Raw genomic sequence first — 24,203 nt, 5'->3', positions numbered from 1 at the left:
CACCCCACCCGCGCAGGCCCGTCACCGCACCCCAACAGCCCCGCGCAGCGGACCCGCCCCGCGCAGCGGACCCGCCCGCCGCCAGGCGCAGGCGCAACGGACCCGCCCGCCGCCAGGCGCAGGCGCAACGGCGAGCGCACCGCGAAGCGGGCGAAAAACGACGAGTACCCCCCACGGCGGGAAAGCCAAAGCCTCAGATCCTCTCCAGGCTCCGCCCAGAACTCCGCGGCCCCAGCAACGCCACGTCCACGCACAGCAGCAGCATCAGCCCGGCCGAGCCGGCGAACACCGCGGCCGGGCCCAGGTCGTTCAGGATGCTGAGTGCCACGAACGGCAGCACGACCGACGTGAGCCGGGACAGGGAGTAGGCGATGCCGATCGCGCTGCTGCGCAGGGCGGTCGGGAAGATCTCGGTCTGGTAGACGTGAAAGGCGTTGGAGAAGACATTGCTGCACACCGTCAGCAGGAAGCCGAAGGTGACGATGGCCCAGGAGGCGGCGGCGAAACCGAAGGCCAGGCCGCAGGCGGCGATGCCCAGTGCCGAGGCGATGATCAGGGTCCGGCGTTCGATCCGGTCGATGAGCGGGACGGACAGCGCGGACCCGACCGGATAGCCGCAGAAGCTCAGCGCCGCGTACAGCAGCGACTCGGTGACGGTGTGGCCCTTCGCGGTGAGCACCACCGGTGCCAGCGACCCGAAGCCGTAGTAGCCGACGGTCTGCAGCACCTGGAAGATCCACCACATGACGGTGCGCCGCCGCTGGTCGCCCCGGAACATCTCGGCCAGCGGCACCTTCCGCTCCGGTACGGTCTCCGCCTCCGGCACCGACGGCAGGCTGCCGCCGCTCTCCCGGGCCGCCCGCTCCTCCAGCCCGGCCACGATCCGTTCGGCTTCCTCGCCGCGCCCGTGTACCACCAACCAGCGGGGGGATTCCGGGAGTTGGCGGCGCATCACCTGGAGGAACCCGGCGCCCAGCGCACCGGCGACCAGCAGCCAGCGCCAGCCCTCGACGCCCAGCGGCTGATGGGCGGCCACCAGCCGGGCGCCGAGCAGCGCGGCCACCGGAACGCCGAGGAACCCGAAGGTGTACGCATGCGCGATATAGCGGCCGCGTACCGCCCGGGGCAGGAACTCCGCGAGATAGGTGTCGACCAGCACGAGTTCGGCGCCCAGCCCCAGACCGGCCAGGAAGCGCAGCGCGAGGAACCAGGACAGGTCCGGGGCGAAGGCGCACAGCAGCGAGAAGACCGAGTACGCCGCGAGGTTGATCAGGAACATCCGGCGCCGCCCGAAGCGGTCGGCGAGCACCGAGAGCACATTCGCGCCGACGAACATCCCGAGGAAGCCGGCGGCGATCACCCAGGACTTCGCGGTGGGCCCGAGGTGCCACTGTTCGGCGAGGGCCGCGGCCAGCACCCCGCCGAGGAAGATCTCGTAGAGGTCGAAGAAGGCCCCGATGCCGACGACGAGGGTGATCCGGCGGTGCCACCGGGACGGCGGCAGCCGGTCCAGCCGTGCGGCGGCCCGGATGCCGGTGGGGGTCCCCCCGCGCCGTTCAGGCGTGGGAGAGGTGGTGTCCGTCATGGCGGTCCTCCCCTGAGCAGGTCCCGGCGCGCAGGACGGAGCCAGGTCCGCACCGCGTGGTCGGGCGTACGGCGAGGACCGTACTCCTCCAAGATCAGCAAGCGGAAGACCGCCTTCCCGGCCGCCCGGACGGTGGAGGTGGCCTGCGGATTCGGTGCCGCGGCCGGCCCGGTGGATACCATGCCGGGGTCAACCGAACGGTCCGGGAGGGGCTCCGCGTGACGGCGAAGCAGGACGCGCCACGGCTGTCCGATCTCATGCCCTGGTCCGTGGCTCCGCTGCGGCTCGGCCGCTCCTGGGTGCTGGCGCCGGACCCGGCCACGCTGCGGGCCCGCTGGTCGGCTCTGGTGGACGCCGAGGACGCGGCGGACCGCGAGCGGCTGTTCCGGCCGTCCCGGGCCCGGACCCTGCACTCCGCCGTCGGCCAGCTGCCGGGCCAGGCCACGGCGACCGAGCGGCTGTACCGTGTGGGCGGCCCGTGCCCCGAGCCGGTGCGGGTGACGCACGGCCCGTTCGACCAGCAGTGGCTGCTGCCCGATCACCGGCTGATCGACGGCGCCCGGCCGGAGTTGTGGCGGGTGGCGGACGAGCGGCAGCTGTTCGTGGTCGAGTGGGGGCCGGTGCCGCAGGTGCCCGGCCCCGCGGTGGTGTGCTCCGCGCTGCTGCCCGACGGGCGTTCCCCGGCCGGCCGCCCCGGCCGGATCCGCCCGTTCTACCGGCGTCCCGGCGGACACGAGCCCAATCTCGCCCCTGGCCTGCTCACCCTGCTCGGCCGGCGCCTGGACCGCCCGGTGGCGCCGACGGACCTGCTGGCCTGGCTCGTCGCGACCGCCCGGCACTCCCCCGACGGCTGCACGGTGCCGCTCACCGCCGACCCGGAGCTCTGGGACCGCGGCGTCGCCCTCGGCGAGCGGCTGCTCTGGCTCGCCACCCGCGGCGCCTACGCACCCGGGGCGGACGGCGGGCGCGGCGGCGAGCGGCCCCGGATGCCGGGCGGCCGGCGCCCGTACGTGCGCTCCGCGCTCCCCGCCCGCGGACTGCCGCAGGAGGTCGCCTACGACCCGGCGGAGGAGGCGCTGCTGCTCGGCGGCGGCCGGATCTCACCGGTGCCGCCGGGCGCCTGGGACTTCCACGCGGGCGGCGTACGCGTCCTGGAAGCGTGGCTGGCCGTGCGCACCGGCACGGCCGCGGCGGGTACGGACGCGCCCGAGGCCGGCTCGCTGGCGGCGCTGCGCCCCGCCGGCTGGCCGCAGGAGTGGACCTCGGAGCTGCTGGAGCTGATCACCGTACTGGCGCTGCTGTCCGAACTGCGGCCGCAGTGTGAGGAGTTGCGGCGGTACGCGGAGGACGGCGCTCCGCTGGTGACAGCCGGCGACCTGCGGGCAGCCGGCATCCTCCCGGCGCCGGTCTCCGCGCACCGTCCGGCCTCGGTGTTCGATCATCACGAGGAGGGCCCGGAAGGGCAGTTCGCGCTGCTGTGAGTCCGGCCTCGCGAAGGGACCCGGAGGCCCCGTAGGCACACAAAACCACCCGTTGCCGGGCAACGGGTGGTGGGGATTGCTGCGCCGGCCGGGTGGGGACGGGGCCGGAGCAATCGAGCGGATGCCGCACGGCATCTTCGGGGCAAGGATTCCCGCCCCGGCGAGCACACCGACGAGCTGCCGGCGCCCTGAGTCTGACGAGCGATCGGACCGCGGTGCCGCGCCGGGACGGTGTGATCGCCCGAGATGCCGCTTCAGCAGCGGATCAGCCGTGACCCCCGAACAGCGAGCGCCGCAGCCTGCGCAGCGGCGCGAACAACGACACCCTGGCGCCGCGGCTGTTCCTCGCACGCGAGTGATCGCGCGCGGTGAGCTCCTGCATCAGCGAAGTCGCGCCCTCCACCTCGCGCTGCGGGATGGCGGGACCACCCAGCACCGCGAAATGGCGGTCGAGACGCGCACTGGACGCACCGCTCCCGCAATTGATGGCAGGGACTCGCGCCCTGCTACGCACTGTTATCTGTTCCATGACTCTCCCCACCCTACGAGGGCACCCGGCCCGGGCAGGGTAACCCTATCTCTCTCAGAGGACACGCGTGCAGACCGGTCAACGGATTCACCTGCCTCGCCTTGACGTTGACGAACACCATACGGAATGTCACGTACACCGCATGGGCCAGGGCGAGTTGAGCGTCATCGGGCTGCCGCGGGGGCGTGCGGGGCGCCTGACGGGGCGCCAGGGGTCACGGGGAGAGACCGGAATCGCACCGCCTCTCCCCGGCGACCGGCGAGCGGGGTGATTACGCAGCGGAGGCGAACACCGGCAGATAGCCGCCGGACTGTCCGGTGGCGGTGGGGTGGTAGGACTCCAGCACGGGGAGGGTCACGCTGTGCAGCCACGCGCTGCCGGAGCACAGCTCATGGCCGGAAAAGGTGGCGTTGACATCGGCGAAGGTGAAGCCGTGGTCGGCGGCCCGCTTGGCGGTCACGCCGTTGATGTCGTCGGCAGCCGCGTTGATCGCGGCACGGGACTTCTCGGAGAGGCCGGCGATACAGCTTCCGGCGAGCTTGTAGAAGCGGGGGTAGCCCACGACCACCACATGCGCGGCCGGGGCCTTCCGGGAGATGGCGCTGTACACCCCGTCGAGCTGACCGGGCAGGGTGGTGTCGATGTAGGTCCTGGCCTGCGCCACCCGGGACAGACAGGCGCTCTCGCCCTGGAGGGCACAGGTCGTCATGGTGTCGGCGAATCCCGCGTCGTTGCCGCCGATGGTGATGCTGACCAGGCCGGTGGAGCTGTTGAGCGGAGCGAGCTGGCCGCTGAGAACGTCACCCGTTCGGGCGCCGGAACAGGCGGTGAACTGGAAGGAGGAGGGGGAGTGCGCGGCGGCCCACAGGGCCGGGTAGGCCTTGCTGCTGCGCTTGCAGGAGCCGCTGGCGCTGTCGTAGCTGCCGGCCCCCACACCGGAGGAGTAGGAGTCGCCGAGGGCCACATAGCCCGTGGCGGCGGGGAGTTGAGCCGATACGGCGGCGCTCGCGCCGGTGAGCGCGAGCGTCATGGTGACGAAGAAGGCGGATGTCAAGGCCGCACATCGGGACAGTCTCATGAAACCTCCCTTAGCAGGGTCTCTGCCACTTTCGTGGTAGCAAAACTCGCGGGTAGCCGGAAGTGTCCATGCCAAAAGTCATCGGCAGTTCACGGCAAATATCCCGATACGGGGGGATGTTCGCCCTCCCGTCACGGGCCCCGGGCCGGTGCGCGGAAGGCCGGTCATTCCTCGGTGGGGCCCAGCCGGCCGGTGAGGCCGGGGACGAGGAAGGCGGTGACCGCGATGACGACGGCCACCAGCAGGATCACCAGCGTCGGACGCGTCCCCAGACCGAGCAGTCCGGCACCGAGCAGGCCCCCGGCGAACATCGCGGACACCGAGACCAGCCGGCGGCCCGCCACATGGCGGCCGTACCCCAGGCGCTTGTCGTGCCCCAGCGGTGAACCGCTGACCAGGGCTGTCATCGCCCGGGTCTCCACCGTCGTCGTGAAGTCCGGGGCGGCGGTCCGTATGGCGGTGACATTGCGCATGCCCATCGCCACCGCCATCAGCCCGACGACCACCAGGCGCCGGCCCGGCGGCAGGCCCCGGACCGGCCCCCACTCCCATGCGGCCACCGCGGCCCCGGCCAGCAGCGTGGCCTCCGTGGCCAGCGCGACCGGGAACCACTGGCGCCGCCGCACGGCCAGCGCCGATTCCCACCGCGCCCCGAGCGCCGCGCCCAGGGCGAAGGCGCCGAGCGACACCACTGTCGCCAGGACCGGCAGTCCGCCCTGACCGGCGATACCGAACCCGAGGAAGAGCAGATTGCCGGTCTGGGTGGCGGTGAAGACCTGACCGAGCGACAGAAAGCTGACGGCGTCGAGCACCCCGGTGGCCACGGTCAGGCACACCATGATCACCGTCAGGGCGATTCCGCTCGGCGGCTCCACGGGCACGGCTCCTTCCGGCGGTCACCTCACCTCGCGGCACGTCCCACCAGTCTCCGGACGGCCGGCCTGCGCTGCCGCCATTGCGCCGTCCGAGGGCGGCCCGGCGCCGCGGCCCACTGCTCCGGCCCCGCACGGTTGCGCAGGTTTCCGGCCTTCGTCATGTCTTGACGGTGCTCCGAGCGTTGCGCGACATTGAGGCCCGGCATCCGGCGCTTATGGGGGGCAAAGCTGCCCATGCACACCGAGACCATCACTCGTCACGACTCGCACGACCCGCCACCGCCCGGGGAGCGGCCGGTGAGCGCCACCGCGTCGCTGGTCGCGGGGATGGCGGTCGGCATCGGCCTCATGGGCGCCGTCCTCGCGCTCGCCGATATCGGCTCACCCCTCCGCGCGCCGTTCACCCTCTTCTTCCTTCTGATGGCACCCGCCGGCGCGCTCGCCGTGCTGCTGGGCCGGATGGATCCGCTCGGCCGCACGGTCGCCGCCGGGGCCGGGGCGCTGGCCGTCGATCTGCTGGTGGCGCAGACCATGCTCGCGCTTCATCTGTGGTCCCTGCGCGGCGGCGTGCTCGCGGTGGCGGGGCTCAGCGGCGCCCTGCTGCTGGCCGGCGCGGTACGGCGGCGCGCGGGCCGGGCCCCCGGAAGCCGGGCGGGCTGAGATGGACGTGGCGGTGTACCGCCCCGGCGAACTCGCCGGGGCCGACCGGAGTGCCTGGACCGCCCTGCAGTCCCGGGCCCGGTCCCTGGGGGCGCCGCAGCTGGCGAACCCCTTCCTCTCCCCCGAGTTCACGCTCGCCGTCGGCCGCTGCCGGAGCGGCGTACGGATCGCGGTGCTCCACGAGCACGGCGAACCGGCCGCGTTCCTGCCCTTCCAGCGCTCGGCGCTCGGGACCGGGCGGGCGGTCGGCCTGGGCGTCTCCGATGCCCAGGGGCTGGTGCACCGGCCCGGGTTCCGCTGGGACGCCCGGGAGCTGCTGCGGGCCTGCGGGCTGTCGGTGCTGGAGTTCGATCACCTGGTGGACGGCCAGAAGCCCTTCGAGGCGGCCTCGTTCAGCGGGCACGCCTCACCCGTCATCGACGTGGACCAGGGCTTCGAGGCCTATCTGGCAGGACTGCGGGCCAGGTCGCCGAAGTTCACCCGGACCACGCTCGCCAAGGAACGCAAGCTCGGCCGGGACATCGGGCCGCTGCGCTATGTCCACGACGAGCGCGACCCGGCGGCGCTGCGGACACTCATGCAGTGGAAGTCGGCGCAGTACCGCAGGACGGGTCGCAGCGACCGCTTCGCGCACCCCTGGATCGTCCGGCTCGTCCAGCACCTGTTCCACACCCGCAGCGCTTCCTTCGCGGGGCTGCTGTCGGTGCTGTACGCGGGAGAACGGCCGGTCGCGGCGCACTTCGGGCTGCGGTCGGAGTCCGTCCTCGCCTGCTGGTTCCCCGCCTACGACCCCCGGTTCGCGAAGTTCTCCCCCGGGCTGGTCCTGCATCTGCGGATGGCGCAGGCGGCGGCCGCGGAATCCCTCGGGTATCTGGACCTGGGGCGCGGTGCGAAGGACTACAAGGACTCCCTCAAGACCCGTGAACTCATGGTGTCCGAAGGGTGGGTGATGCGGCGGCATCCGGTGGCGCTGGGGCACCGGGCGCGGCGCGCGCCGGTGCGTGCGCTGCGCAATGCGGTGCTGGCCAGGCCGGAGCTGTTCGCGCCCGCCGACCGCCTGCTCAAGCAGGTGGGCCGGATCCGGTCGGGGCGGTGACGCATAACCCGGCAGCGGCGGTCCGTACCGGGGTTTTGCGGAGTTCTCCAGGGCGCAACGGGGCGTGCGCCGGTGCATAAATACGGGCGTGCCCCGAGTGCACCGGCCAGTTGCCGCAAAGGGTTTTTGACGCGGAAGGGCGTGCCCTACAGTCCCTGACATCAATACCGACGCACATCCACCCGCACCGGATGATCATCGCAAGACGGCTCTGGGGAGAGCCCGCGCGACACGATGCAGCGACCGGTGCGGTGCGCAGTGGGGGGGTCCCGTGCGCGCGGTCCTCAGCTTGCCGATCACAGCTCGCCGAGGGCCGGAGCACGGGCCGCGCAGCCGGAATCACGCGTGCCTGCTCGCCCTGTCCGTACGGTGAACCCTGCCGTGCGACCGGGGTGTGAACCCCCCTTTCGAACCGGATAACCACACGGACCGCCCGGGGGTGGGCGGTCCACCGGACGAGAGGGCAAGAAACCCGATGAGCTCGTTCCTTCGCCCGGCCGATGCGGAAGAACCACCGCTGACGCTGCTGCCGGACCAGACCGTCTACCGTCCCGTTTCCTCACATCTGGCCATCGCTCCGCCGGTCAGTGTCGTCATCCCGGCGATGAATGAAGCGGAAAATCTCCCGTATGTCTTCAAGACCCTGCCGGACTGGATCCATGAAGTGATCCTGGTCGACGGGAACTCCACCGATGACACGGTCCGGGTCGCCCGTGAGCTGTGGCCGGACGTCACGGTCGTACCGCAGCGCGGCAAGGGCAAGGGCGATGCGCTGATCAGCGGTTTCGCGGCCTGTACCGGCGAGATCATCGTGATGGTCGACGCGGACGGGTCGGCCGACGGCGGCGAGATCGTCAGCTATGTCTCGGCACTGGTCTCCGGGGCCGACTTCGCCAAGGGCTCGCGGTTCGCCAACGGCGGCGGCACGGACGACATGACACCCGTCCGCAAGCTCGGCAACCGCGTACTGACCGCCGTGGTCAACACCAAGTTCGGCGCCCGCTACACCGATCTCTGCTACGGGTACAACGCCTTCTGGCGGCACTGCCTGGACGAAATAGCCCTGGACTGCGCCGGGTTCGAGGTCGAGACGCTGATGAACATCCGGGTGGTCAAGGCCGGGCTGCGGGTGCAGGAGATCCCCAGCCACGAGTACCACCGCATCCACGGCGTCAGCAATCTGCGGGCGGTGCGGGACGGGCTGCGGGTGCTGAAGGTGATCCTGCGCGAGCGGGGCTCCAGGAAGAACCGGGTGGCCCGGCCCGCGCTGATCACCGGGAACGCGCGGTGAGCGCGGCGAGACCGGCGGCCGGCCCGGCACCACGGATCTCCGTCGTCATCTGCGTGCACACCGAGGAGCGGTGGGACGACATCCTCGCGGCGGTGGCGTCGGTGGAGAGCCAGTCCCGTCCCGCCCATGAGGTGCTGGTGGTGGTGGACCACCACCCCGCGCTGCTGGCCCGGCTCAGGGAGCGCTTCAGCAGCGCTCACGCGGGCGCACCCGCCTCCCGTGCGCCCGCAACTCCCGTGCGGATCATGGCCAATTCCGGCCCCCAGGGGCTGTCCGCGGGGCGTAACACCGGTGTCGCCGTGGCCGGCGGCGAGATCGTCGCCTTCCTGGACGACGATGCGGTGGCCGGGCGGGACTGGCTGTGCCACTTCGCCGCGGCCTACGCCGACCCGGCGGTGATGGCGGTCGGCGGGCGCACCGAGCCGGTCTGGGCGTCCGGTCGCCGGCCGGCGTGGTTCCCCGAGGAGTTCGACTGGGTGGTGGGCTGTACGTACCGCGGTCTGCCGCCGGGCAGGGTGCGGGTGCGCAATGTCCTGGGCGGCAATGCCTCCTTCCGCAGGGTGGCGCTCGATCTCGTCGGCGGTTTCTCCGTCGGGATCGGCCGGGACGCCGGGCGGCGCCCGCTGGGCTGCGAGGAGACCGAGCTGTGCATCCGGATCAGCCGCTCGCTGCCGGACGCCGTGCTGCTGATCGACGACCGGTCGGTCATCCACCACCGGGTCCCGGCCGCACGGGAGCGGTTCGGCTACTTCCGCAGCCGGGCGTACGCCGAGGGCCTGTCCAAGGCGCTGGTGACCCGCAGTGTCGGCGCACGGGACGGACTGTCGGCCGAGCGGCGCTACACGACCCGGGTGCTGCCCGTGGGGGTGCTGCGCGGGGTGCGCGACGCGCTGCTGCACCGGCCGGGCGGCGCGGGGCGGGCGGGCGCGATCGTGGCCGGCGTGACCGCCGCCGCGGCCGGTTATGCGTGGGGCACCGTACGGGCCCGGCGGGCACGGCCAAAGCCCTCCGAAAGAAGGGGAGTTGACCGTCCGGCGGACGGTACGGCCGCGGGGGCGGCACCGGAGCGCTCGGGGGCGGCGGTATGAGCGAACGGCCTCCTGTGGTGCCGATATTGATGTACCACGCGGTGACCCCGGCTCCGGCCCCCGCCGTACGGGAGCTGTCCGTGCCGCCCGAGGCCTTCGCCGCGCAGCTGGCGGTGCTGGCCGACGGGGGCTTCACCCCGCTGACCACCGCTGCGCTCGCGGCGGCCTGGCGGGGCGGCGGACCGCTGCCGCCCAAGCCGGTGCTCATCACCTTCGACGACGGCTACGAAGGCGTGTACCGGCACGCGCTGCCCGCCCTCGCCCGGCACGGCTTCCCGGCCACTCTCTTCGTCTCCACCGGCTGGCTGCCCGGCCCGTACGACACCGGGGGCGCCCTGGACACCATGCTCGACTGGGACCAGGTGCGGGAGCTGGCCGCGGCGGGTGTGGAGATCGGCGGGCACAGCCACAGCCATCCCCAGCTGGACGGCCTCGGTGACGCGCGGCTGCGGCACGAGGTGCTGCGGTGCAGAGAGATCATCGCCGAGCAGGTCGGCACACCGCCGGAATCCTTCGCCTACCCCTACGGCCACTCCAGCCGGCGGGTACGGCGGACGGTGCGCGCTCTGGGGTTCTCGCAGGCGCTCGCGGTGGGCAATGCACTCGCGGACCGCCGTCAAGGGCCGTATGCCCTGGCCCGGCTGACGGTGCGGCGCCGTACGGGCACCGAGGAGTTCGCCCGGATCATCGAGGGCCGCGGGCTGGTCCGCGCCTTCGCCCGGGACCGGGTGCTCACCAAGGGGTACGCGGTGGTCCGCAGAGCGCGGCAGGCGGTCCGGCTGTGCACACCCGGCGACTGAGCACACCGCGGCACGCCCGCGGCGGAGGAAGGGGCGACCGAGCCGGTGTCTGACACCACCACCAAGGCCGAGGAGCACACGGGACCAGAGCCCCGGGGAGGCGGCGGCCGCGCGCGCCGGCTCCCCGGGCGGGGCGGTGGGAGTCCGCTGTTCCGCAACGCCTATGCGCTGATGCTCAACACCGGCGTCTCCGGGCTGCTCGGCCTGGGGTTCTGGCTGGTCGCGGCCCGCTACTACACGGAGACCGCGGTCGGCCAGGGCTCGGCGGCCATCGCCGCGATGAAGCTGCTGGCCGGGCTGACGGCGGTGACCCTGACCGGCGCGCTGGCCCGCTTCCTCCCGGTCGCCGGGCGGAGCACCGGCCGGCTGGTGGTGGCGGCCTACGCGGGCAGTTCGGCCGTGGTGGCCGCCGCCGCGGCCGTCTTCCTGCTCACCCTCGGCCTGTGGGGGCCCTCGTACCGCTTCCTGCACGGTCCGCTGAACGGTCTCGGCTTCCTGCTGGCCGTGGTCGCCTGGTCGCTGCTCACCCTGCAGGACGGGGTGCTGACCGGGCTGCGCAGTGCCCTGTGGGTGCCGGTGGGCAACTTCTCCTTCTCCACGGTGAAGCTCGGGCTGCTGGTGGTCTTCGCCGCGGCGCTGCCCACCGCCGGGGTCTTCGTCTCCTGGGCCGCGGCGATCGCGGTATCGGTGGTTCCGCTGGGCTGGCTGGTGTTCCGGCGGCTGGTGCCCCGGCATGTACGGGCCACGCACCGCACGGCACGGCCGCCGTCGCTCCGGGAGATGGGCCGCTTCCTGGCCGGTGACTCCACCGGGTCGCTGTTCTCGCTCGCCGTGGTCTATCTCGTGCCGGTCCTGGTGGCCTCGCAGGTCAGCGCGGCGGACAATGCGTACTTCTACATCACCACCACCATCGGCGGCACGGTCAATCTGCTCGCTCTCAACATGGGCGCCTCGCTGACCGTCGAGGGGGCGCACGATCCGGCCCAGCTGGCCCACCACACCCGGGACGCGCTGCGGCGGATGGCCCGCCTCATGGTCCCGGTCTGTGCCGTCCTCTTCCTCGGCGCCCCCCGCATTCTGGGGATCTTCGGCCCCGGGTACGCGGAAGCGGCGACACCGCTGCTGCGCTGGTTCGCGGTGGGGGCCGTGCTGCGGGTGGTGTTGGAGGTCCATTTCGCGGTGCTGCGTGCCCAGAGCCGTACGTCCCCACTGGCCGCTCTGCAGGGCCTGTTGTGTGTGCTGGTGCTCGGGCTGACACTGGTGCTGCTGCCGCGGATGGGGCTGACCGGCGCCGGTGTCGCCGAGATCTCCAGCCTGGCGGTGATCGTCGCGATCGCCGGTGTCCGGCTGAGCCGGGTACTGCGCGGGACGGTGCCCGCGCCGGCTCCCCGCACACCGGCGGGCGGGCCCGACGGGGTTCGGGCGGACCTGTCCGTCCACGGCGAGCTGGGGGATGCGGTGCGAGGGGACCAGGCACAGGGCACGCCTGCGGTCACCACCGTGTCCCGCCCGCTGTTCGGGGGCGGACCGCCGGGCCGCCCCCGCGCGCCCCTCGTACGCCTCCGGAGCCGCCCCGATCTCGCCGTCTGGGCGCTGCTGGCCGCCGCGCTCGCACTGTTCTGGCTGCCGCTGCGCGGGATGGGGGACTCCGCGCTGGACCGGATGAACGGGCTCGGGCTGATCTCGGTGCTGCCCGTGGCGACGCTCGCCGGGACCGTCTTGCTGGTGGCGGCCTTCGGCGCGGCGCTGTCGCTCTCCCGGCCCCGGCGGGCGCTGCTCGCCGCGGTGCTGCTGCTGACGGTGGTGGCGCTGCATACGCTGCCGGCCGTACTGGAGACCGAGCCGCGCTTCCCGACGGCCTGGCAGCATCTGGGGTTCCTGGACTACCTCGGCAGAACCGGCTCCGCGGTACCGGACCTGGACGCCCGCTGGAGCTGGCCCGGCTTCTTCGCGGCGGTGCAGTTCGTCGCCGGGGCGTGCGGGGTCACGGACCTCACCGAAGTGCTGCGCTGGTGGCCGCTGACGGTGGAACTTCTCTACCTGGCGCCGCTGTTCCTGCTGCTGCGGGCGGTACGGGCGAGCTGGCGGGCGAAGTGGTGCGCCCTGTGGCTGTTCGCGCTGTGCGGCTGGGTGGGCCAGGACTACTTCTCCCCGCAAGGGTTCACCTACCTCCTCTACCTCGCCTTCGTGGCCATCCTGCTGGTGTGGTTCCGCGACCCCCGGCCGACGTGGGGCCGCCGGCGGCCGGGCGAGGCGGAGGTGCGGCCGGCCGGCCGCGGTCAGCTGGCGTTGCTGCTCGGCGTGCTGATCGCCCTGTTCGCGGCGTCGGTGGCGGGCCATCAGCTCACCCCGTTCGTGATGCTCGGTGTGCTGACCTTCCTGGTGCTCGTCCGCCGCGCCTGCCTCTACGGCCTGCCGCTGCTGTGCGGCGTCCTGGTCCTGGCCTGGATCGGGTTCCTGGCCGAGCCCTACTGGTCGGGCCACTTCGACGAGCTGTTCGGCGGGCTCGGCGGCGTCGGCGGCAATGTCGCCTCGTCCGTCACGGACCGGATCGGCGGCGGCGACCCCACCCACAAGCTGGTGCTCTACGCCCGGGTGGCGCTGGCGGGCGGGGTCCTCGCGCTGGCCTGCTGGGGAGTGCTGCGGCGGCGGTGGGCCGGCTTCTCCGAACGCGCGCTGCCGGTGCTGGCCTTCGTGCCCTTCCTGGCGTTCGGGATGCAGTCCTACGGCGGCGAAATGGCGCTGCGGGTCTTCCTGTTCGCGCTGCCCGGCGCCGCCGTGCTGGCCGCGCTGGCGCTGTTCCCGCACGAGACCGGCGCCCGGCGCGGTCTCGGGCCGCTCGCCGCGCTGCTGACGGGCCTGCTGCTGACCGCCGGCTTCCTCGTCGCCCGCTGGGGCAACGAGCCGTTCGAACGGATCCGGCCCGGCGAGGTCGCGGCGATGGAGTACGTCTACGCGCACGACCGGCCGACCGCACGGCTGCTGTGGCTGAGCAGCGACCCGGTCAACAGCGTCACCCCGGCGATGCCCTGGGGCGCCAGGGAAATGGAGCGGGTGCAGTACGAACCGGTCCTGGCACCCCGCGATCCGGACCGGGTGGGCCCGGTCGTGACCGCCCTGCGGAAGGCGGGGCCGCAGTCGTACCTCATCGTGGGCCATGGCCAGTCGGAGTCGCTGCGGCTGGATTCCGGGTACCGCACCCACTGGGAGGCCCGGCTGCGGGCCGCCCTGGACCGGCGCCCCGAGCTGCGGCGGGTGCTGGCCAACCGGCACGCGGCGGTGTACGAGCTGACGCGGCGTCCGGCGGGCGAGGTCCCGCCGCCCCGGCCCGGCAGGGCCGGTCCGCAGGTGACCTGGACTCCGTGGTCGGTGCTCGGTGCGCTGGCGGCACTCGCGCTGATCGTGGTGCTGACGGCCCGCGAGGTGCTGCGGGTCGCGGTCGCTCCCGGTGTGCGTCAACTGCACTGGATCCAGGGGCTTTTCTGGTTCTCGCTGCCGCTGCTGGCGGTGTTCCTGGCGTCGCTGGTGCAGCGGTTCCTGACGATGTCGTGAGGGGTGCCGCGCGCACGCCGAGGAGCTGCCGGGGAACGCGGCACGCACGGGTCAGGTGCGGGTCAGGTGCGGTCGATCCACCGCACCTGGTAGCCGTCGAGCGTGACGTCCTCGCCGTCCACTCTCACCACGGCACGGCGGTCCCTGGTGTTGACCAGCAGCGCCGTCCGGTCATCGGCCAGCCCCCGGACCGTCGTCCCGCCGGTGGCGAGGTCCTGCGGACGCTTCCCCGGCGGAAAGGCGCGGGAGAAGTGGGACAGCAGGTCCATCATGGGCAGCTCCGTGCCCCCGTCGTCCCGTTCGGTGCTGGTCCACAGGCATCCGGGGCAGCGCCCTCCCCGGTTCTCCGGGTTCCAGTAGAACCCGCTGCCGGCGCCGCCGGACGCCATCTCGATCAGCGCGGTGGCCTGTACGGCGGTGCGGCGGCGCTCGCTCCAGCCGGCCCGGTCGTCGCCCTCGTCCGGGACCTCGACGTACCACTCCGCCCACCACAGCGGCAGCCCGCTCTCCTTGCGCAGCCACCGTCCCACATCGGCGAATTTCCGGGTGGCGGCGAACGCGTCCGGGGCGTACCGGTTGTCCTTGCTGTAACTGGAACCGTCGACGACCAGGAAATCCGCGCCGGCCTTGTGCCGGTTCCAGTACGCGAAGGCGTCGAGGGTGCGCCGGTCGACGCTGCCCCAGGGGCCCTTGAGGGCGGAGGCATAGGTGTCGTCGCCCGGGACGTAGCTGTCCATCACGAGATAGGGACCGCCCACCTGATTGGCGCCGTTCACCTTCTTCACCGCGCGGTAGACCAGGTTGTAGAGGCGGGTATAACCCTCGTAATTCCAGCGGCCCTTGGCGTCGTCGAAGAATCCCTTGAATTCGTTCCAGACGACGAAGTGCCGGACGTCCGGATAGCGCTGGGCCACCTTTCCGGCGAGCGCGGCGAAGTCCGCGTAATGCGCCGGGTCGGGTGCCTTTTCCAGGGCGCTCCAGTCGGTGTGTCCTGCCGTGCCGCCCTTCATCCAGTCCGGTGCGCAGCACAGGGTCAGCACGGGGGTGCCGCCGGTCTGCCGGATCAGCGCGAGCCGGCGGTCCAGGCCGTCGAAGTCATAGCGGCCCGGACTCGGTTCGGGGTTGTCCGCGCCCCAGCCCATCAGGTGCTGGTTCTGCGGCATCGGGTGGGCGGACAGCAGCCGGGCGGCCCGTGCGGTGGCCGCAGCGGTGCCGTCGTCCGCGCTGAACTGGGTGTGGGTGAACCCCCAGCCGACCGCGGGGCCGGCGACGCGCGGGCGCGCGGGCCGCTTCGCGTCCCCGCCCTCGTCGCCAGGCAGGGAGCAGAGGGCCAGCAGTACCGCCAGCACCGCCACCCCGGCCGCGATCGTGAAGCCCCGGCCCTGACGTTCCCCACCATGGCGTCGCACAATGGGCAGATTAGCCAGCGATCCACCCGCTACGCCCGAGTTTCTGGGTAACAGTTCTGTTCTGGTGCGGGGAAAACGCCGGGATAATCCGTGTACGCGGCGGGCGGCTGTGACAGATCATGGCGGCATGTGTGCCGATCACGTCCAGCCGTCTGCCACCGAGGAGTCCCTTCCGCTCCGGCTGACCATGGACGACAGCGATGCGCCCGCCGATGTCGTCGACGCGCTTTTCCTGGGGCGATTCGCGAAGGGAGAACAGCCGTACGCCCGCGGCCGGTCCCTGGACCGGGTGAAGTCCGGCCTGACGCTGCTGCCGCCGGGCGCACGGGTCCTGCGCTCGGCGAAGGACGAGGACCGCAGCGCCACGCTCGCCGAGGGCGACGGTTTCACCCTGCTGGTCTCCCGCTGGAACCGGGGCGCCGATGTGACGGTCACCGCCGTCACCGACGAGCTGGCCGAGAAGGTGCTGGGAGCCGCCACCGACGGTGCGCAGGACGAACCGGAGCCGCAGCCGGAGAACGTGGCCATGGGCTTCTGGTACTTCTCGCCGCGTCGCGGACCGCACCGCACGTCCCGGCAGATCTCGGCCGGCACCTGGGAGGAGATCCGGCCCAACTACACCGCGCCGGTGGCCGAGGCCATGGACCGGCTGATGAAGGTGGCGCCCGAGGAGATCGCCGGACGGCTGCTGTTGCTGCACGGTCCGCCCGGTACGGGCAAGACCTCCGCGCTGCGCACGCTCGCCCGCTCCTGGCGCGACTGGTGCCAGGTGGACTGCGTCCTGGACCCGGAGCGGCTGTTCCACGACGTCGGCTATCTGATGGACATCGCGATCGGCGAGGACGACAGCACCGGCAAGGGCCGCTGGCGGCTGCTGCTCCTGGAGGACTGCGACGAGCTGATCCGCGGCGAGGCCAAGCACGCCGCGGGCCAGGCGCTGTCGCGGCTGCTCAATCTGACGGACGGACTGCTGGGCCAGGGCCGTAACGTCCTGGTCGGGGTGACCACCAACGAGGATCTGGAGCGGATGCATCCGGCGGTGATCCGCCCCGGCCGCTGTCTGGCCCGGATCGAGGTCGGGCCGCTGACCCGCCCGGAGGCCGTGCGCTGGCTCGGCACGGAGCAGGGCATCCCACGCGCGGGCGCCTCGCTCGCCGAACTGTACGCACTGCGGCGCGGCACCCGGCCCGCTGCGGTGCCGCCCCAGGACTCGGGTGCCGATGCGGGGCTCTACCTGTGAACCTCTGACGGGGTGTGTGCCGCCCGCCCCGTCCCTGCACCCGTCCCCGCGGATTCCAGGGCACCGCCGGGAAGCCGGCAGCGGGCAGCCATGGGTGCCCCACCGTCAGGCATACAGTTCGCGCAGCCGTACGGACAGGCAGGTCACGCAGCCCTCCAGCTTCTCGAACTCGCTGATGTCGACGACGGCCGGCTGGTACCCCAGGTCGGTGAAGAGTTCCGCGCTCCTGGGGGCGGAGGCGGCCATCAGCAGGGTGCCGCCGCCGAGCAGTACGACATGAGAGCCGGATTCCTCGGGGACGGGCAGGAAGCGGGTGAACACGGCGGGGTCGTCGACCAGGGGCGGATGGCCGATGACCGTGCCGTCCGGGAGGGCGGTCACCGCGGATTTGAGGTGCAGCACCCGGCTCACCGGCACGGCGATCACGCGGGCGCCCAACGGTTCGAAGACCGCGCGGAGTTGGCGTATGCCCTCGGCGTTGGTGCGGCCGCCGCGGCCGACGTAGAGGGTGTCGCCGACCTTCAGGACATCACCGCCGTCGAGGGTGCCGGGCTCCCGGATCTCGTTGACCGAGCAGCCGAGCGCCTCCACGGCCGCGCGGGCGCCGGGCACCTCGGCCCTGCGGACACCGGCGCCGGGGCGGGCGAGCAGCGCCACGTTGCGGAACATCACCACGGCGTCCTCGACGAAGACCGCATCGGGGCAGTCGTCTGCGGGGCCGGCCTCGACGGTGTGCCAGCCGTGGTCGCGCAGCACCTGGACATAGGCCTCCCACTGGCGCAGGGCGAGCACGGGGTCGACCGGATGCCGTTCGATGTGGGTGACCAGGCCCTCGGCGAGGCGGGGTCCTGGACGGCGGACGAGCGCGTGCTTGCTGGGCATGCGGATCCTTTCGGGCCTGGGGCCTGGTGCGTGGGGCGTGGGCCGTGGGGCGTGGGCCGTGGGGCCGTAGGGCGTGGAGGCTGTGGGGCGTGGGGGCCGTGGGGCGTGGGGGCCGTGGGGCGTGGGGGCCGTGGGGCGTGGTGGTGCGGCTCAGGCGTCGGGGTAGGCGGCGCGCAGGGCGTCCTCGACGGCGGCGAGGGCGGCACGGTGGTCCAGGCCGAGGCGCCGGGCGCGGCGGGCGTAACTCTCGGCGGCCGCGGCGGCTTCCTTGTCCGCGGCCTCCCCGGCCGCCGCGATGAAGCTGCCGTTGCGGCCCCGGGTCTCGATCACCCCGTCGGTCTCCAGGGCGCGGTAGGCCTTGGCGACGGTGTTGGCGGCCAGGCCGAGTTCTTCGGCCAGACCGCGGACGGTGGGGAGTTTGTAGCCGACCGGGAGGCCGCCGTCCCTGGCCTGGTCCGCGATCTGGGTGCGTACCTGCTCGAACGGCGCGGCGGCCGCCGCCGGATCGATGGTGAGGGTCAAGGTCTGCGGGGACACGGTGGCGCTCCTGGTGCGGTGGGTGGGGCGGGCGGATACGTGGCGGCCCGTCCCCCGGGGTCTCGGCCCCGGGACACGCGCCGTGCCCGTACCCGTCCGTCGGTGCGCGGTTTTGTCGCATCCATTGTGCGTCAGGAGCGCGGGGCGTGCGGGAAGGTGGCGCTCCTCGGAGGGATGACACGGATCGGGGGCGGCACCGATCGGGAGTGGCACCGGCCGGGAGCGCACCGCCCGGGAGAGCCATCGAGGGCGCGGAAAAAGAAGCGGCGCAAGGGCGCACCGGCGCGTACCGTCCGCCGTCATGACCTCTACCGTTACCGTGCGCGACTACCGCCCCGCCGATGCCAAGGCCGTCGCCGACCTGCGGCGGGCCGTTCTGCCCTACCGGCTCGCCACCCCGCGGGGCATCGCCTGGGAGGTCTCCACCGCCCCCGCGGCGCAGCGCCTGCGGCTGTGCGTCGCGCAACGGGACGGCAGGATCGTCGGCGCGGTCCAGGCAGGTCTGCTGCACGACGCCGAGGCCCCCGGCCAGGCCACGGTGTCCCTTCAGGTCCATCCCGGGCACCGCGGCCGGGGTGTCGGCCATGCCCTGCTGACCTCGGCCGAGGACCACCTCTTCGCGGCCGGTGCCGAGCGGATCTTCGGCTGGGCGGCCGACGAGCCCGGCACACCGGCCTTCGCGCAGCGCCGCGGTTACCGCCGTGCCCGCCCGGCCCACTACCTGCGCCTCGACCTCACGGCGGGCGGCCTGCCGCCGCTCCCCGCCGCGCTGCCCTCCGGCGTCCGGCTGTACACCGGCGCGGACTTCGAGTCCGACCCGCGCCTGCTGTACGCCGCGGATACCGACGTCAGCGCCGACGAACCGGGCGAGGTGAGCCTCGACGCCATGGCCTACGAGGACTGGCTGCTGCATGTCTGGGAACACCCCCATCTCGATCCGGACCTGACCTCGGTGGTGACCGTGGACGGGGAGATCGCCTCCTTCGCCCTGGCCGCGACGGACGGTGACACCCGCTACTCCTCCGCCATGACCGGCACCCGCCGCGCCTTCCGCGGCCGGGGGCTGGCCGGGCTGGCCAAGGCCTTCTCCCTCCACCGCGCCCGCGACGCGGGCTGCACCGAGGCCTTCACCCACAACGACGCCGGCAACGCGGCGATGCTCGCCGTCAACCGCGCCTTCGGCTACCGGCCGTTCGCCGCGGCGTGGCGGTACGTGCGGGAAAGGGCGGCGGACTGACCCGCCCTGACACGCCGCCCGGTCACGTCGGTATGCCGGGCGGGAACCCGGCGATCAGCGCATACCGCTCGTCGGCCACCTCCTTGCCCCACAGCACCGGGTCGTGCGAAAGGTCCTCGACGTGGGTGTGTGCCGCCAACGGCGCGACCAGGGCGGTGAGTTCGCCGGCCGGGATGCCGATCCGCCCGGCCTCGCCCCAGCGGCCCTCGACCAGCACCAGCCGCCCGCCGGGAGCGAGCAGCCCGGCCCAGTGGCGCAGGACGGCCGACGGGCCGGGCAGCGCCCACAGGACATGGCGCACCAGGACGGCATCGAACCGCTGCTCCCCCACCGGTGGTTCGGCGGCCTCCCCGACCAGGAACGCGGCATCGTGGCCCGCGAGCTTGCCGCGCGCCTGCGCGATCATGCGCGGGGAGCGGTCGACGCCCGTGACCCGGTGGCCCTGCTCGGCGGCGAGCAGGGCCAGGCTTCCCGTGCCGCATCCCAGGTCGAGGACGGCGGCGGGAGCGGACGGGAGCCAGGAACGCAGCCGCGCGGCCCAGGCGGAGCGGACGGCGGGGTCGCGGAGGCCGTGGTCGGGCTCGTCGTCGAAGGAGGCGGCGGCCTCTTCCCAGTAGGCGGCGTCGGCGGCCGGCAGGGGCGATCCCCCCTGGCCGGAACGGGGGTTGGGGAGGTCGGCGGAGGGCCGGGGAACCGGGTCGGCGGGCGCTTCGGTACGCATACGCCGATGGTGCCAGGGACCACTGACAACGCCGGGTGGAGGCGTTGCGGCCGGGCCGGGTGCGCCCCGCGGCGGGCGCCGGGAAGAGCGCCCGGACAGGGTGAGGGAGTACCGTTGTAGGGGCCGGTCGGATGCGGCGGCGCCGCGCCGGACAGCGCGCCTGCCGCATGGTGGGACCGGCATTGGACCGGTCAGATGAGTGCTTCCCAGAGCAGCCGTCTCTCCGGAGACGGGGTCTTCGACCTCACACGGACGGCCGTGGTGATGGCCGATCGCGCAGGGGTGGCGCAGGGCTGGACCGCGGGCGCCGAGCGGCTTCTCGGCTATCCGGTGTCCGAGGCCGTCGGCCGGCCGCTGGCGGACCTCTTCGCCGGGGTGGGCGCCGGCTCGGAGCAGGACCGCAGGTGGGAGAGCCGGCTGGCGTCGGCGGACGGCTGGAGCGGGCTGGAGGCCGTACGCCACAAGGACGGGCACCGGCTCGACCTGGAGTTCCGCGTGCTGCCGGTGATGGATGCCCCCAGCGGTTTCTCGCGTCTGGTCCTCGCCGCCGAGATGGCCCGGACGCCGTGGTCAGGGGCGAGCCGGTCGTTTCTGGAGGGCATTCTCGGCATGTCGCCGATCGGTGTGGCCATGGTCAACGCCGAGCTGCAGTTCGTCTGGCTGAACGACGCCCTGGAGCAGATGGGCGGTACCAGCCGCGAGCAGCGGCTCGGCAAGCGCCTGGCGGAGGTGCAGCCGGGCCTGGCCGTGGAGGCCATCGAGGCGGAGATGCGCCGGGTGCTGCGTACCGGCACCCCCTCGGTCGGCTACGAGTACCTGGGGCGCCCGCAGTCCGATCCCGAGCGGGAGCACGCCTACTCCACGTCGTTCTTCCGGCTGGAGGACGAGGCGGGGCAGGTGCTCGGCATCTGCTACATGGTCCTCGATGTCACGGAGGGTTACCGGGCCCGGCAGCGGATGGCGCTGCTGAACAAGGCGGGGGAACGCATCGGCAGCTCACTGGACGTCTGGCAAACCGCCCAGGAACTCGCCGATGCCGCGGTGCCGGATCTCGCCGACTTCGTCACCGTCGATCTGCTCGATGCCCTGCTCTCCGGGGAGGAGGCGGCCGACCCGCTGGATGCGGCGGATCTGCTGACCATGCGCCGGGCGGGAGCGCAGTCCGTCCACGAGGGCTGCCCCGAGGCGGTGGTCGCCATCGGGGAGCCGGCCGCCTATCCCCCGTCGGCACCCGTGGTGGCGAGCCTCACCAAGGGCGATTCCACGCTGCTCCGGACGCTGGAGACCGCCGACGGCGACCCGTCGGACGAGGACCCGGTCCGGGCGGCGCGTCTGCGGGCTCTGGGCTTCCACTCGCTGATGGTGGTACCGCTGCGGGCGCGGGGCGTCTTCCTGGGAGCGGCCACGTTCGCCCGCTGGCAGGCCACCGGGCCGTTCCAGCCCGACGACCTGGTGCTCGCCGAGGAATTCGTCGCCCGCGCCGCGATATCCATCGACAACGCCCGCCGGTACACACGCGAGCACACCGCGGCCCTCACCCTCCAGCACAGCCTGCTGCCGCGCGCGCTGCCCGAGCAGTGCGCGGTGGAGGCCGCCTACCGCTATCTGCCGGCCGATTCGCTGAGCGGGGTCGGCGGCGACTGGTTCGATGTGATTCCGCTGTCCGGGGCCCGGGTCGCGCTGGTGGTCGGTGATGTGGTCGGCCACGGGATGCATGCCGCGGCCACCATGGGGCGGCTGCGCGCCGCGGTGCAGGCGCTCGCGGACCTGGACCTGTCCCCGGAAGAGGTGCTGGCGCATCTGGACGACATGCTCAACCGGGTCGCCCACGACGCGAACGCCGACGACGGGGTCATCGGAGCCACCTGCCTGTACGCCGTTTACGACCCCGTCAGCTGCCGCTGCACCCTGGCCCGCGCCGGCCACCCCGCGCCGCTGCTCGTCGGCCCCGACGGCGCGGGCGAGCTGCTGGACCTGCCGACCGGCCCGCCGCTCGGGCTGGGCGGTATGCCCTTCGAATCCGTCGAACTGCCGTTGCGGGAAGGGAGTCTGCTGGCTCTGTACACCAACGGGCTGCTGCTGGGGAAGGCCCTCGATCTCGACGGGGGGATCACCAGGCTGCGGCAGGCGCTGGCCGATCCCAAGGCTCCGCTGGAGGACCTCTGCGAGACGGTGATCGGCGGTCTGCCGGGCGGGCGGCCGGTCGACGATGTGGCGCTGCTGCTGGCACGTACCCGGGCCCTGCCCCGGACCCGGCTGGCCACGTGGGAGATCCCCGCCGATCCGTCCGCGGTCGGCGAGGCCCGCCGGAGCGCGGCCCGCCTGCTGCGCGAATGGGGTCGGGAAGAGCTCGGCTTCTCCACCGAACTGATCGTCAGTGAACTGGTCACCAATGCGATCCGGCACGCCTCCGGGCCGATCGGCCTGCGGATGATCCGCGCGGGGGAACTGATCTGCGAGGTCTCGGACGCCAGCAGCACCTCCCCGCACCTGCGCCATGCGCGGACCACCGACGAGGGGGGCCGCGGGCTGTTCCTCATCGCCCGCTACGCCCAGCGGTGGGGCACCCGCTACACCGCCCAAGGGAAGATCATCTGGGCCGAACTGCCGCTCGGCCCCACCACCGGGACCGCCCCGCCGGCCGACCTCGGCACGCTCCTCGAAGACCTCGACGACCAGGCGGACTTCACGGGCGCGGAGGGGCGGTGAGGCCGGGGAGCGGGAACAACGGGGAGATGGCGGTCCGGGGAGCCGGGCGGCCGGGCCGGCCTGCGATGCCCGTTTCCTCCCCGCCTGCCTGTGCCCCCGCTTAGCCGCTCCTTAAGCCCGTCATAAAGATCCTCAGGAACCGCTCTCCATCGGCAAATCCGCTGTTCAGCAGGGCTAGCGTGCTTCTCGTAAGGCGGCGCTGCGGGCCGCCGGCGCCGCTCTCCGGGGGAGGCGCCGTGGCCCGTGTCCCGACCCCCCACCGCGGTGCCGCCTCGCACCCCCGCTCGATGCAACGGATGAAGGAGACCCCCACGATGACCGCTCGTCGCAAGGCCACCGGGATCACACTGGCCGGAATCGGCCCGCTCGCGCTCACCGTGCTCACCGCGAGCCCGGCCGCCGCGCACGGTTCGATGACGGACCCGGTCAGCCGGGTGTCGGCATGCTACGCGGAGGGGCCCGAGAGCCCGAAGTCCGCGGTGTGCAAGGCGGCCGTGCAGGCCGGCGGCACCCAGGCCTTCTACGACTGGAACGGTGTACGGGACGGCGAGGCCGGCGGCCGGTCCAAGTCGCGCATCCCGGACGGCAAGCTGTGCAGCGCCAACAACCCCGAGTACAAGGGCCTGGACCTGCCCCGTGCCGACTGGCCCGCCTCCAGGATGCGGGCGGGCAGCCACACCTTCCGCTACAAGGCCACCGCCCCCCACAAGGGGTACTTCGAGCTGTACCTCACCAAGAGCAGCTACCACCCGGCCAAGCCGCTGAAGTGGTCCGACCTGGAGTCGAAGCCGTTCGCGAAGGTCACCGACCCGAAGCTGGTCAACGGGGAGTACGTCTTCAACGGCAAGGTGCCGGCCCGGTCCGGGCGCCATCTCATCTACAGCATCTGGCAGCGGTCGGACAGCGCCGAGGCGTTCTACACCTGCTCGGACGTCGTCTTCGGGAAGGACAGCGGCCAGGCGGCGGCGAAGCCCGCGCCGACCGCCTCGGCGCCGACCGCCCGCCAGCTCGCGGCGGGCGCCGGCAAGTCGTCGATGGACATGAGCGGGCACGGCCACGGAGGCAGCGGCTCCGGCACCCACACCGGTTCCGGTGCCCACACCGGTTCCGGTGCCCACACCGAGGCCGGCACCCACACCGGTGCGGTCACCCAGGCGGACGCCGATGCCCCCGCGCCGGGCGGCAGTTCGCAGGCCGGCGGCAACGCCCCACAGGCCCAGGGCGGCGGCAAGCCGGCCGGCGGGCAGCAGCTGGCGGAGACCGGTGGCGACAGCTCCACCGCCCCGCTGGCCATCGGCGGCGCCGCCGTCCTGGCCGCGGGCGCCGGGGTGCTGCTCGCCACCACCCGCCGCAAGGCCGCCCGGCACCGCGGCTGACGGCCACGCCGGCGCTGACGACCGCACCGCGGCCGTCCCGGAAACGACGCCGCCCCT

The 24,203-nt window shown here is 73.1% G+C and carries 19 protein-coding genes; 11 read left to right on the top strand and 8 right to left on the bottom strand.

What is annotated here, in order from left to right:
• Positions 1-193: 193 nt before the first annotated feature.
• Positions 194-1,585 carry an MFS transporter gene (locus ABZ851_RS34150; protein WP_361136151.1) on the bottom strand — a complete coding sequence of 464 codons (1,392 nt, stop codon included), beginning with the start codon at positions 1,583-1,585 and terminating at the stop codon, positions 194-196.
• A gap of 218 nt (positions 1,586-1,803) precedes the next feature.
• On the opposite strand from ABZ851_RS34150, the gene ABZ851_RS34145 reads away from it, so the two are divergent.
• Positions 1,804-3,066, top strand: a complete 1,263-nt coding sequence (locus tag ABZ851_RS34145) for a type ISP restriction/modification enzyme (protein ID WP_361136148.1) — start codon at positions 1,804-1,806, stop codon at positions 3,064-3,066.
• 265 nt (positions 3,067-3,331) lie between these two features.
• Here ABZ851_RS34145 and ABZ851_RS34140 read toward each other — a convergent pair whose 3' ends face one another.
• The 3 genes from ABZ851_RS34140 to ABZ851_RS34130 all read right to left on the bottom strand — a co-directional run bounded on the left by ABZ851_RS34140 (position 3,332) and on the right by ABZ851_RS34130 (position 5,548).
• Entirely contained in the window at positions 3,332-3,595 is a 264-nt protein-coding gene (locus tag ABZ851_RS34140) for a hypothetical protein (RefSeq protein ID WP_088796964.1), read from the bottom strand.
• A gap of 271 nt (positions 3,596-3,866) precedes the next feature.
• Positions 3,867-4,673, bottom strand: a complete 807-nt coding sequence (locus ABZ851_RS34135; protein WP_336053285.1) for an SGNH/GDSL hydrolase family protein — start codon at positions 4,671-4,673, stop codon at positions 3,867-3,869.
• Between the two features lie 164 nt (positions 4,674-4,837).
• Positions 4,838-5,548 carry a YoaK family protein gene (locus ABZ851_RS34130; RefSeq protein ID WP_361136143.1) on the bottom strand — a complete coding sequence of 237 codons (711 nt, stop codon included), beginning with the start codon at positions 5,546-5,548 and terminating at the stop codon, positions 4,838-4,840.
• 297 nt (positions 5,549-5,845) lie between these two features.
• Between ABZ851_RS34130 and ABZ851_RS34125 the strand changes: the two genes are divergently transcribed.
• The 6 genes from ABZ851_RS34125 (at position 5,846) to ABZ851_RS34100 (ending at position 14,035) form a co-directional block, all read left to right on the top strand.
• Positions 5,846-6,208: a hypothetical protein gene (locus tag ABZ851_RS34125; protein ID WP_361136140.1), complete on the top strand. Its 363-nt coding sequence runs from the start codon at positions 5,846-5,848 to the stop codon at positions 6,206-6,208.
• 1 nt (position 6,209) lies between these two features.
• On the top strand, positions 6,210-7,304 hold the full coding sequence (locus ABZ851_RS34120) for a GNAT family N-acetyltransferase (RefSeq protein ID WP_361136137.1): 1,095 nt from the start codon (positions 6,210-6,212) through the stop codon (positions 7,302-7,304).
• A gap of 475 nt (positions 7,305-7,779) precedes the next feature.
• Complete coding sequence (locus ABZ851_RS34115; protein ID WP_361136134.1) at positions 7,780-8,595, top strand: glycosyltransferase family 2 protein; 816 nt, start codon at positions 7,780-7,782, stop codon at positions 8,593-8,595.
• A complete protein-coding gene (locus ABZ851_RS34110) occupies positions 8,592-9,683 on the top strand; it encodes a glycosyltransferase family 2 protein (RefSeq protein WP_361136131.1) in 1,092 nt (363 codons plus the stop codon). Before ABZ851_RS34115 ends, ABZ851_RS34110 begins: the two co-directional genes overlap by 4 nt.
• Positions 9,680-10,483, top strand: coding sequence for a polysaccharide deacetylase family protein (locus ABZ851_RS34105; RefSeq protein ID WP_361136128.1), 804 nt, complete (start codon positions 9,680-9,682; stop codon positions 10,481-10,483). The genes ABZ851_RS34110 and ABZ851_RS34105 overlap by 4 nt, the downstream gene beginning before the upstream one ends.
• A 45-nt stretch (positions 10,484-10,528) precedes the next feature.
• On the top strand, positions 10,529-14,035 hold the full coding sequence (locus tag ABZ851_RS34100) for a lipopolysaccharide biosynthesis protein (RefSeq protein ID WP_361136125.1): 3,507 nt from the start codon (positions 10,529-10,531) through the stop codon (positions 14,033-14,035).
• 62 nt (positions 14,036-14,097) lie between these two features.
• On the opposite strand, the gene ABZ851_RS34095 is transcribed toward ABZ851_RS34100, so the two are convergent.
• Positions 14,098-15,444, bottom strand: coding sequence for a xylan 1,4-beta-xylosidase (locus ABZ851_RS34095; RefSeq protein ID WP_361136122.1), 1,347 nt, complete (start codon positions 15,442-15,444; stop codon positions 14,098-14,100).
• A gap of 127 nt (positions 15,445-15,571) precedes the next feature.
• On the opposite strand from ABZ851_RS34095, the gene ABZ851_RS34090 reads away from it, so the two are divergent.
• Complete coding sequence (locus ABZ851_RS34090) at positions 15,572-16,684, top strand: DUF5925 domain-containing protein (RefSeq protein WP_361136119.1); 1,113 nt, start codon at positions 15,572-15,574, stop codon at positions 16,682-16,684.
• Positions 16,685-16,789: 105 nt separating this feature from the next.
• On the opposite strand, the gene ddaH is transcribed toward ABZ851_RS34090, so the two are convergent.
• Both ddaH and ABZ851_RS34080 read right to left on the bottom strand, forming a co-directional pair.
• Positions 16,790-17,566: a dimethylargininase gene (ddaH, locus tag ABZ851_RS34085; RefSeq protein ID WP_361136116.1), complete on the bottom strand. Its 777-nt coding sequence runs from the start codon at positions 17,564-17,566 to the stop codon at positions 16,790-16,792.
• A 150-nt stretch (positions 17,567-17,716) separates the two neighbouring features.
• The gene (locus ABZ851_RS34080; protein ID WP_361136113.1) at positions 17,717-18,103 is read right to left on the bottom strand and encodes a GntR family transcriptional regulator; all 387 of its coding nucleotides are present in this window, start codon (positions 18,101-18,103) and stop codon (positions 17,717-17,719) included.
• 301 nt (positions 18,104-18,404) lie between these two features.
• Here ABZ851_RS34080 and ABZ851_RS34075 point away from each other — a divergent pair, with 301 nt between their 5' ends.
• Entirely contained in the window at positions 18,405-19,340 is a 936-nt protein-coding gene (locus ABZ851_RS34075; RefSeq protein WP_361136110.1) for a GNAT family N-acetyltransferase, read from the top strand.
• Positions 19,341-19,362: 22 nt separating this feature from the next.
• On the opposite strand, the gene ABZ851_RS34070 is transcribed toward ABZ851_RS34075, so the two are convergent.
• Positions 19,363-20,061: a class I SAM-dependent methyltransferase gene (locus ABZ851_RS34070; RefSeq protein WP_361136107.1), complete on the bottom strand. Its 699-nt coding sequence runs from the start codon at positions 20,059-20,061 to the stop codon at positions 19,363-19,365.
• A gap of 195 nt (positions 20,062-20,256) precedes the next feature.
• Between ABZ851_RS34070 and ABZ851_RS34065 the strand changes: the two genes are divergently transcribed.
• Both ABZ851_RS34065 and ABZ851_RS34060 read left to right on the top strand, forming a co-directional pair.
• Positions 20,257-22,770, top strand: a complete 2,514-nt coding sequence (locus ABZ851_RS34065) for a SpoIIE family protein phosphatase (RefSeq protein ID WP_361136104.1) — start codon at positions 20,257-20,259, stop codon at positions 22,768-22,770.
• Positions 22,771-23,084: 314 nt separating this feature from the next.
• Positions 23,085-24,146: a lytic polysaccharide monooxygenase gene (locus ABZ851_RS34060; protein ID WP_361136101.1), complete on the top strand. Its 1,062-nt coding sequence runs from the start codon at positions 23,085-23,087 to the stop codon at positions 24,144-24,146.
• The last annotated feature ends 57 nt before the right edge of the window (positions 24,147-24,203 follow it).

This window comes from Streptomyces sp. NPDC047049 (genome assembly GCF_040643995.1).
Lineage (GTDB): Bacteria > Actinomycetota > Actinomycetes > Streptomycetales > Streptomycetaceae > Streptomyces > Streptomyces mooreae.
Note: the sequence above shows the minus strand (reverse complement) of the source record. Positions and strands in the feature narration are given on the sequence as shown.

Coding starts and splice junctions, on each gene's coding strand:
- ABZ851_RS34065 (WP_361136104.1), top strand. CDS start 20,257: ATGAGTGCTTCCCAGAGCAGCCGTCTCTCCGGAGACGGGGTCTTCGAC.
- ddaH (WP_361136116.1), bottom strand. CDS start 17,566: ATGCCCAGCAAGCACGCGCTCGTCCGCCGTCCAGGACCCCGCCTCGCC.
- ABZ851_RS34115 (WP_361136134.1), top strand. CDS start 7,780: ATGAGCTCGTTCCTTCGCCCGGCCGATGCGGAAGAACCACCGCTGACG.
- ABZ851_RS34140 (WP_088796964.1), bottom strand. CDS start 3,595: ATGGAACAGATAACAGTGCGTAGCAGGGCGCGAGTCCCTGCCATCAAT.
- ABZ851_RS34090 (WP_361136119.1), top strand. CDS start 15,572: ATGTGTGCCGATCACGTCCAGCCGTCTGCCACCGAGGAGTCCCTTCCG.
- ABZ851_RS34120 (WP_361136137.1), top strand. CDS start 6,210: ATGGACGTGGCGGTGTACCGCCCCGGCGAACTCGCCGGGGCCGACCGG.
- ABZ851_RS34150 (WP_361136151.1), bottom strand. CDS start 1,585: ATGACGGACACCACCTCTCCCACGCCTGAACGGCGCGGGGGGACCCCC.
- ABZ851_RS34060 (WP_361136101.1), top strand. CDS start 23,085: ATGACCGCTCGTCGCAAGGCCACCGGGATCACACTGGCCGGAATCGGC.
- ABZ851_RS34105 (WP_361136128.1), top strand. CDS start 9,680: ATGAGCGAACGGCCTCCTGTGGTGCCGATATTGATGTACCACGCGGTG.
- ABZ851_RS34135 (WP_336053285.1), bottom strand. CDS start 4,673: ATGAGACTGTCCCGATGTGCGGCCTTGACATCCGCCTTCTTCGTCACC.
- ABZ851_RS34070 (WP_361136107.1), bottom strand. CDS start 20,061: ATGCGTACCGAAGCGCCCGCCGACCCGGTTCCCCGGCCCTCCGCCGAC.
- ABZ851_RS34075 (WP_361136110.1), top strand. CDS start 18,405: ATGACCTCTACCGTTACCGTGCGCGACTACCGCCCCGCCGATGCCAAG.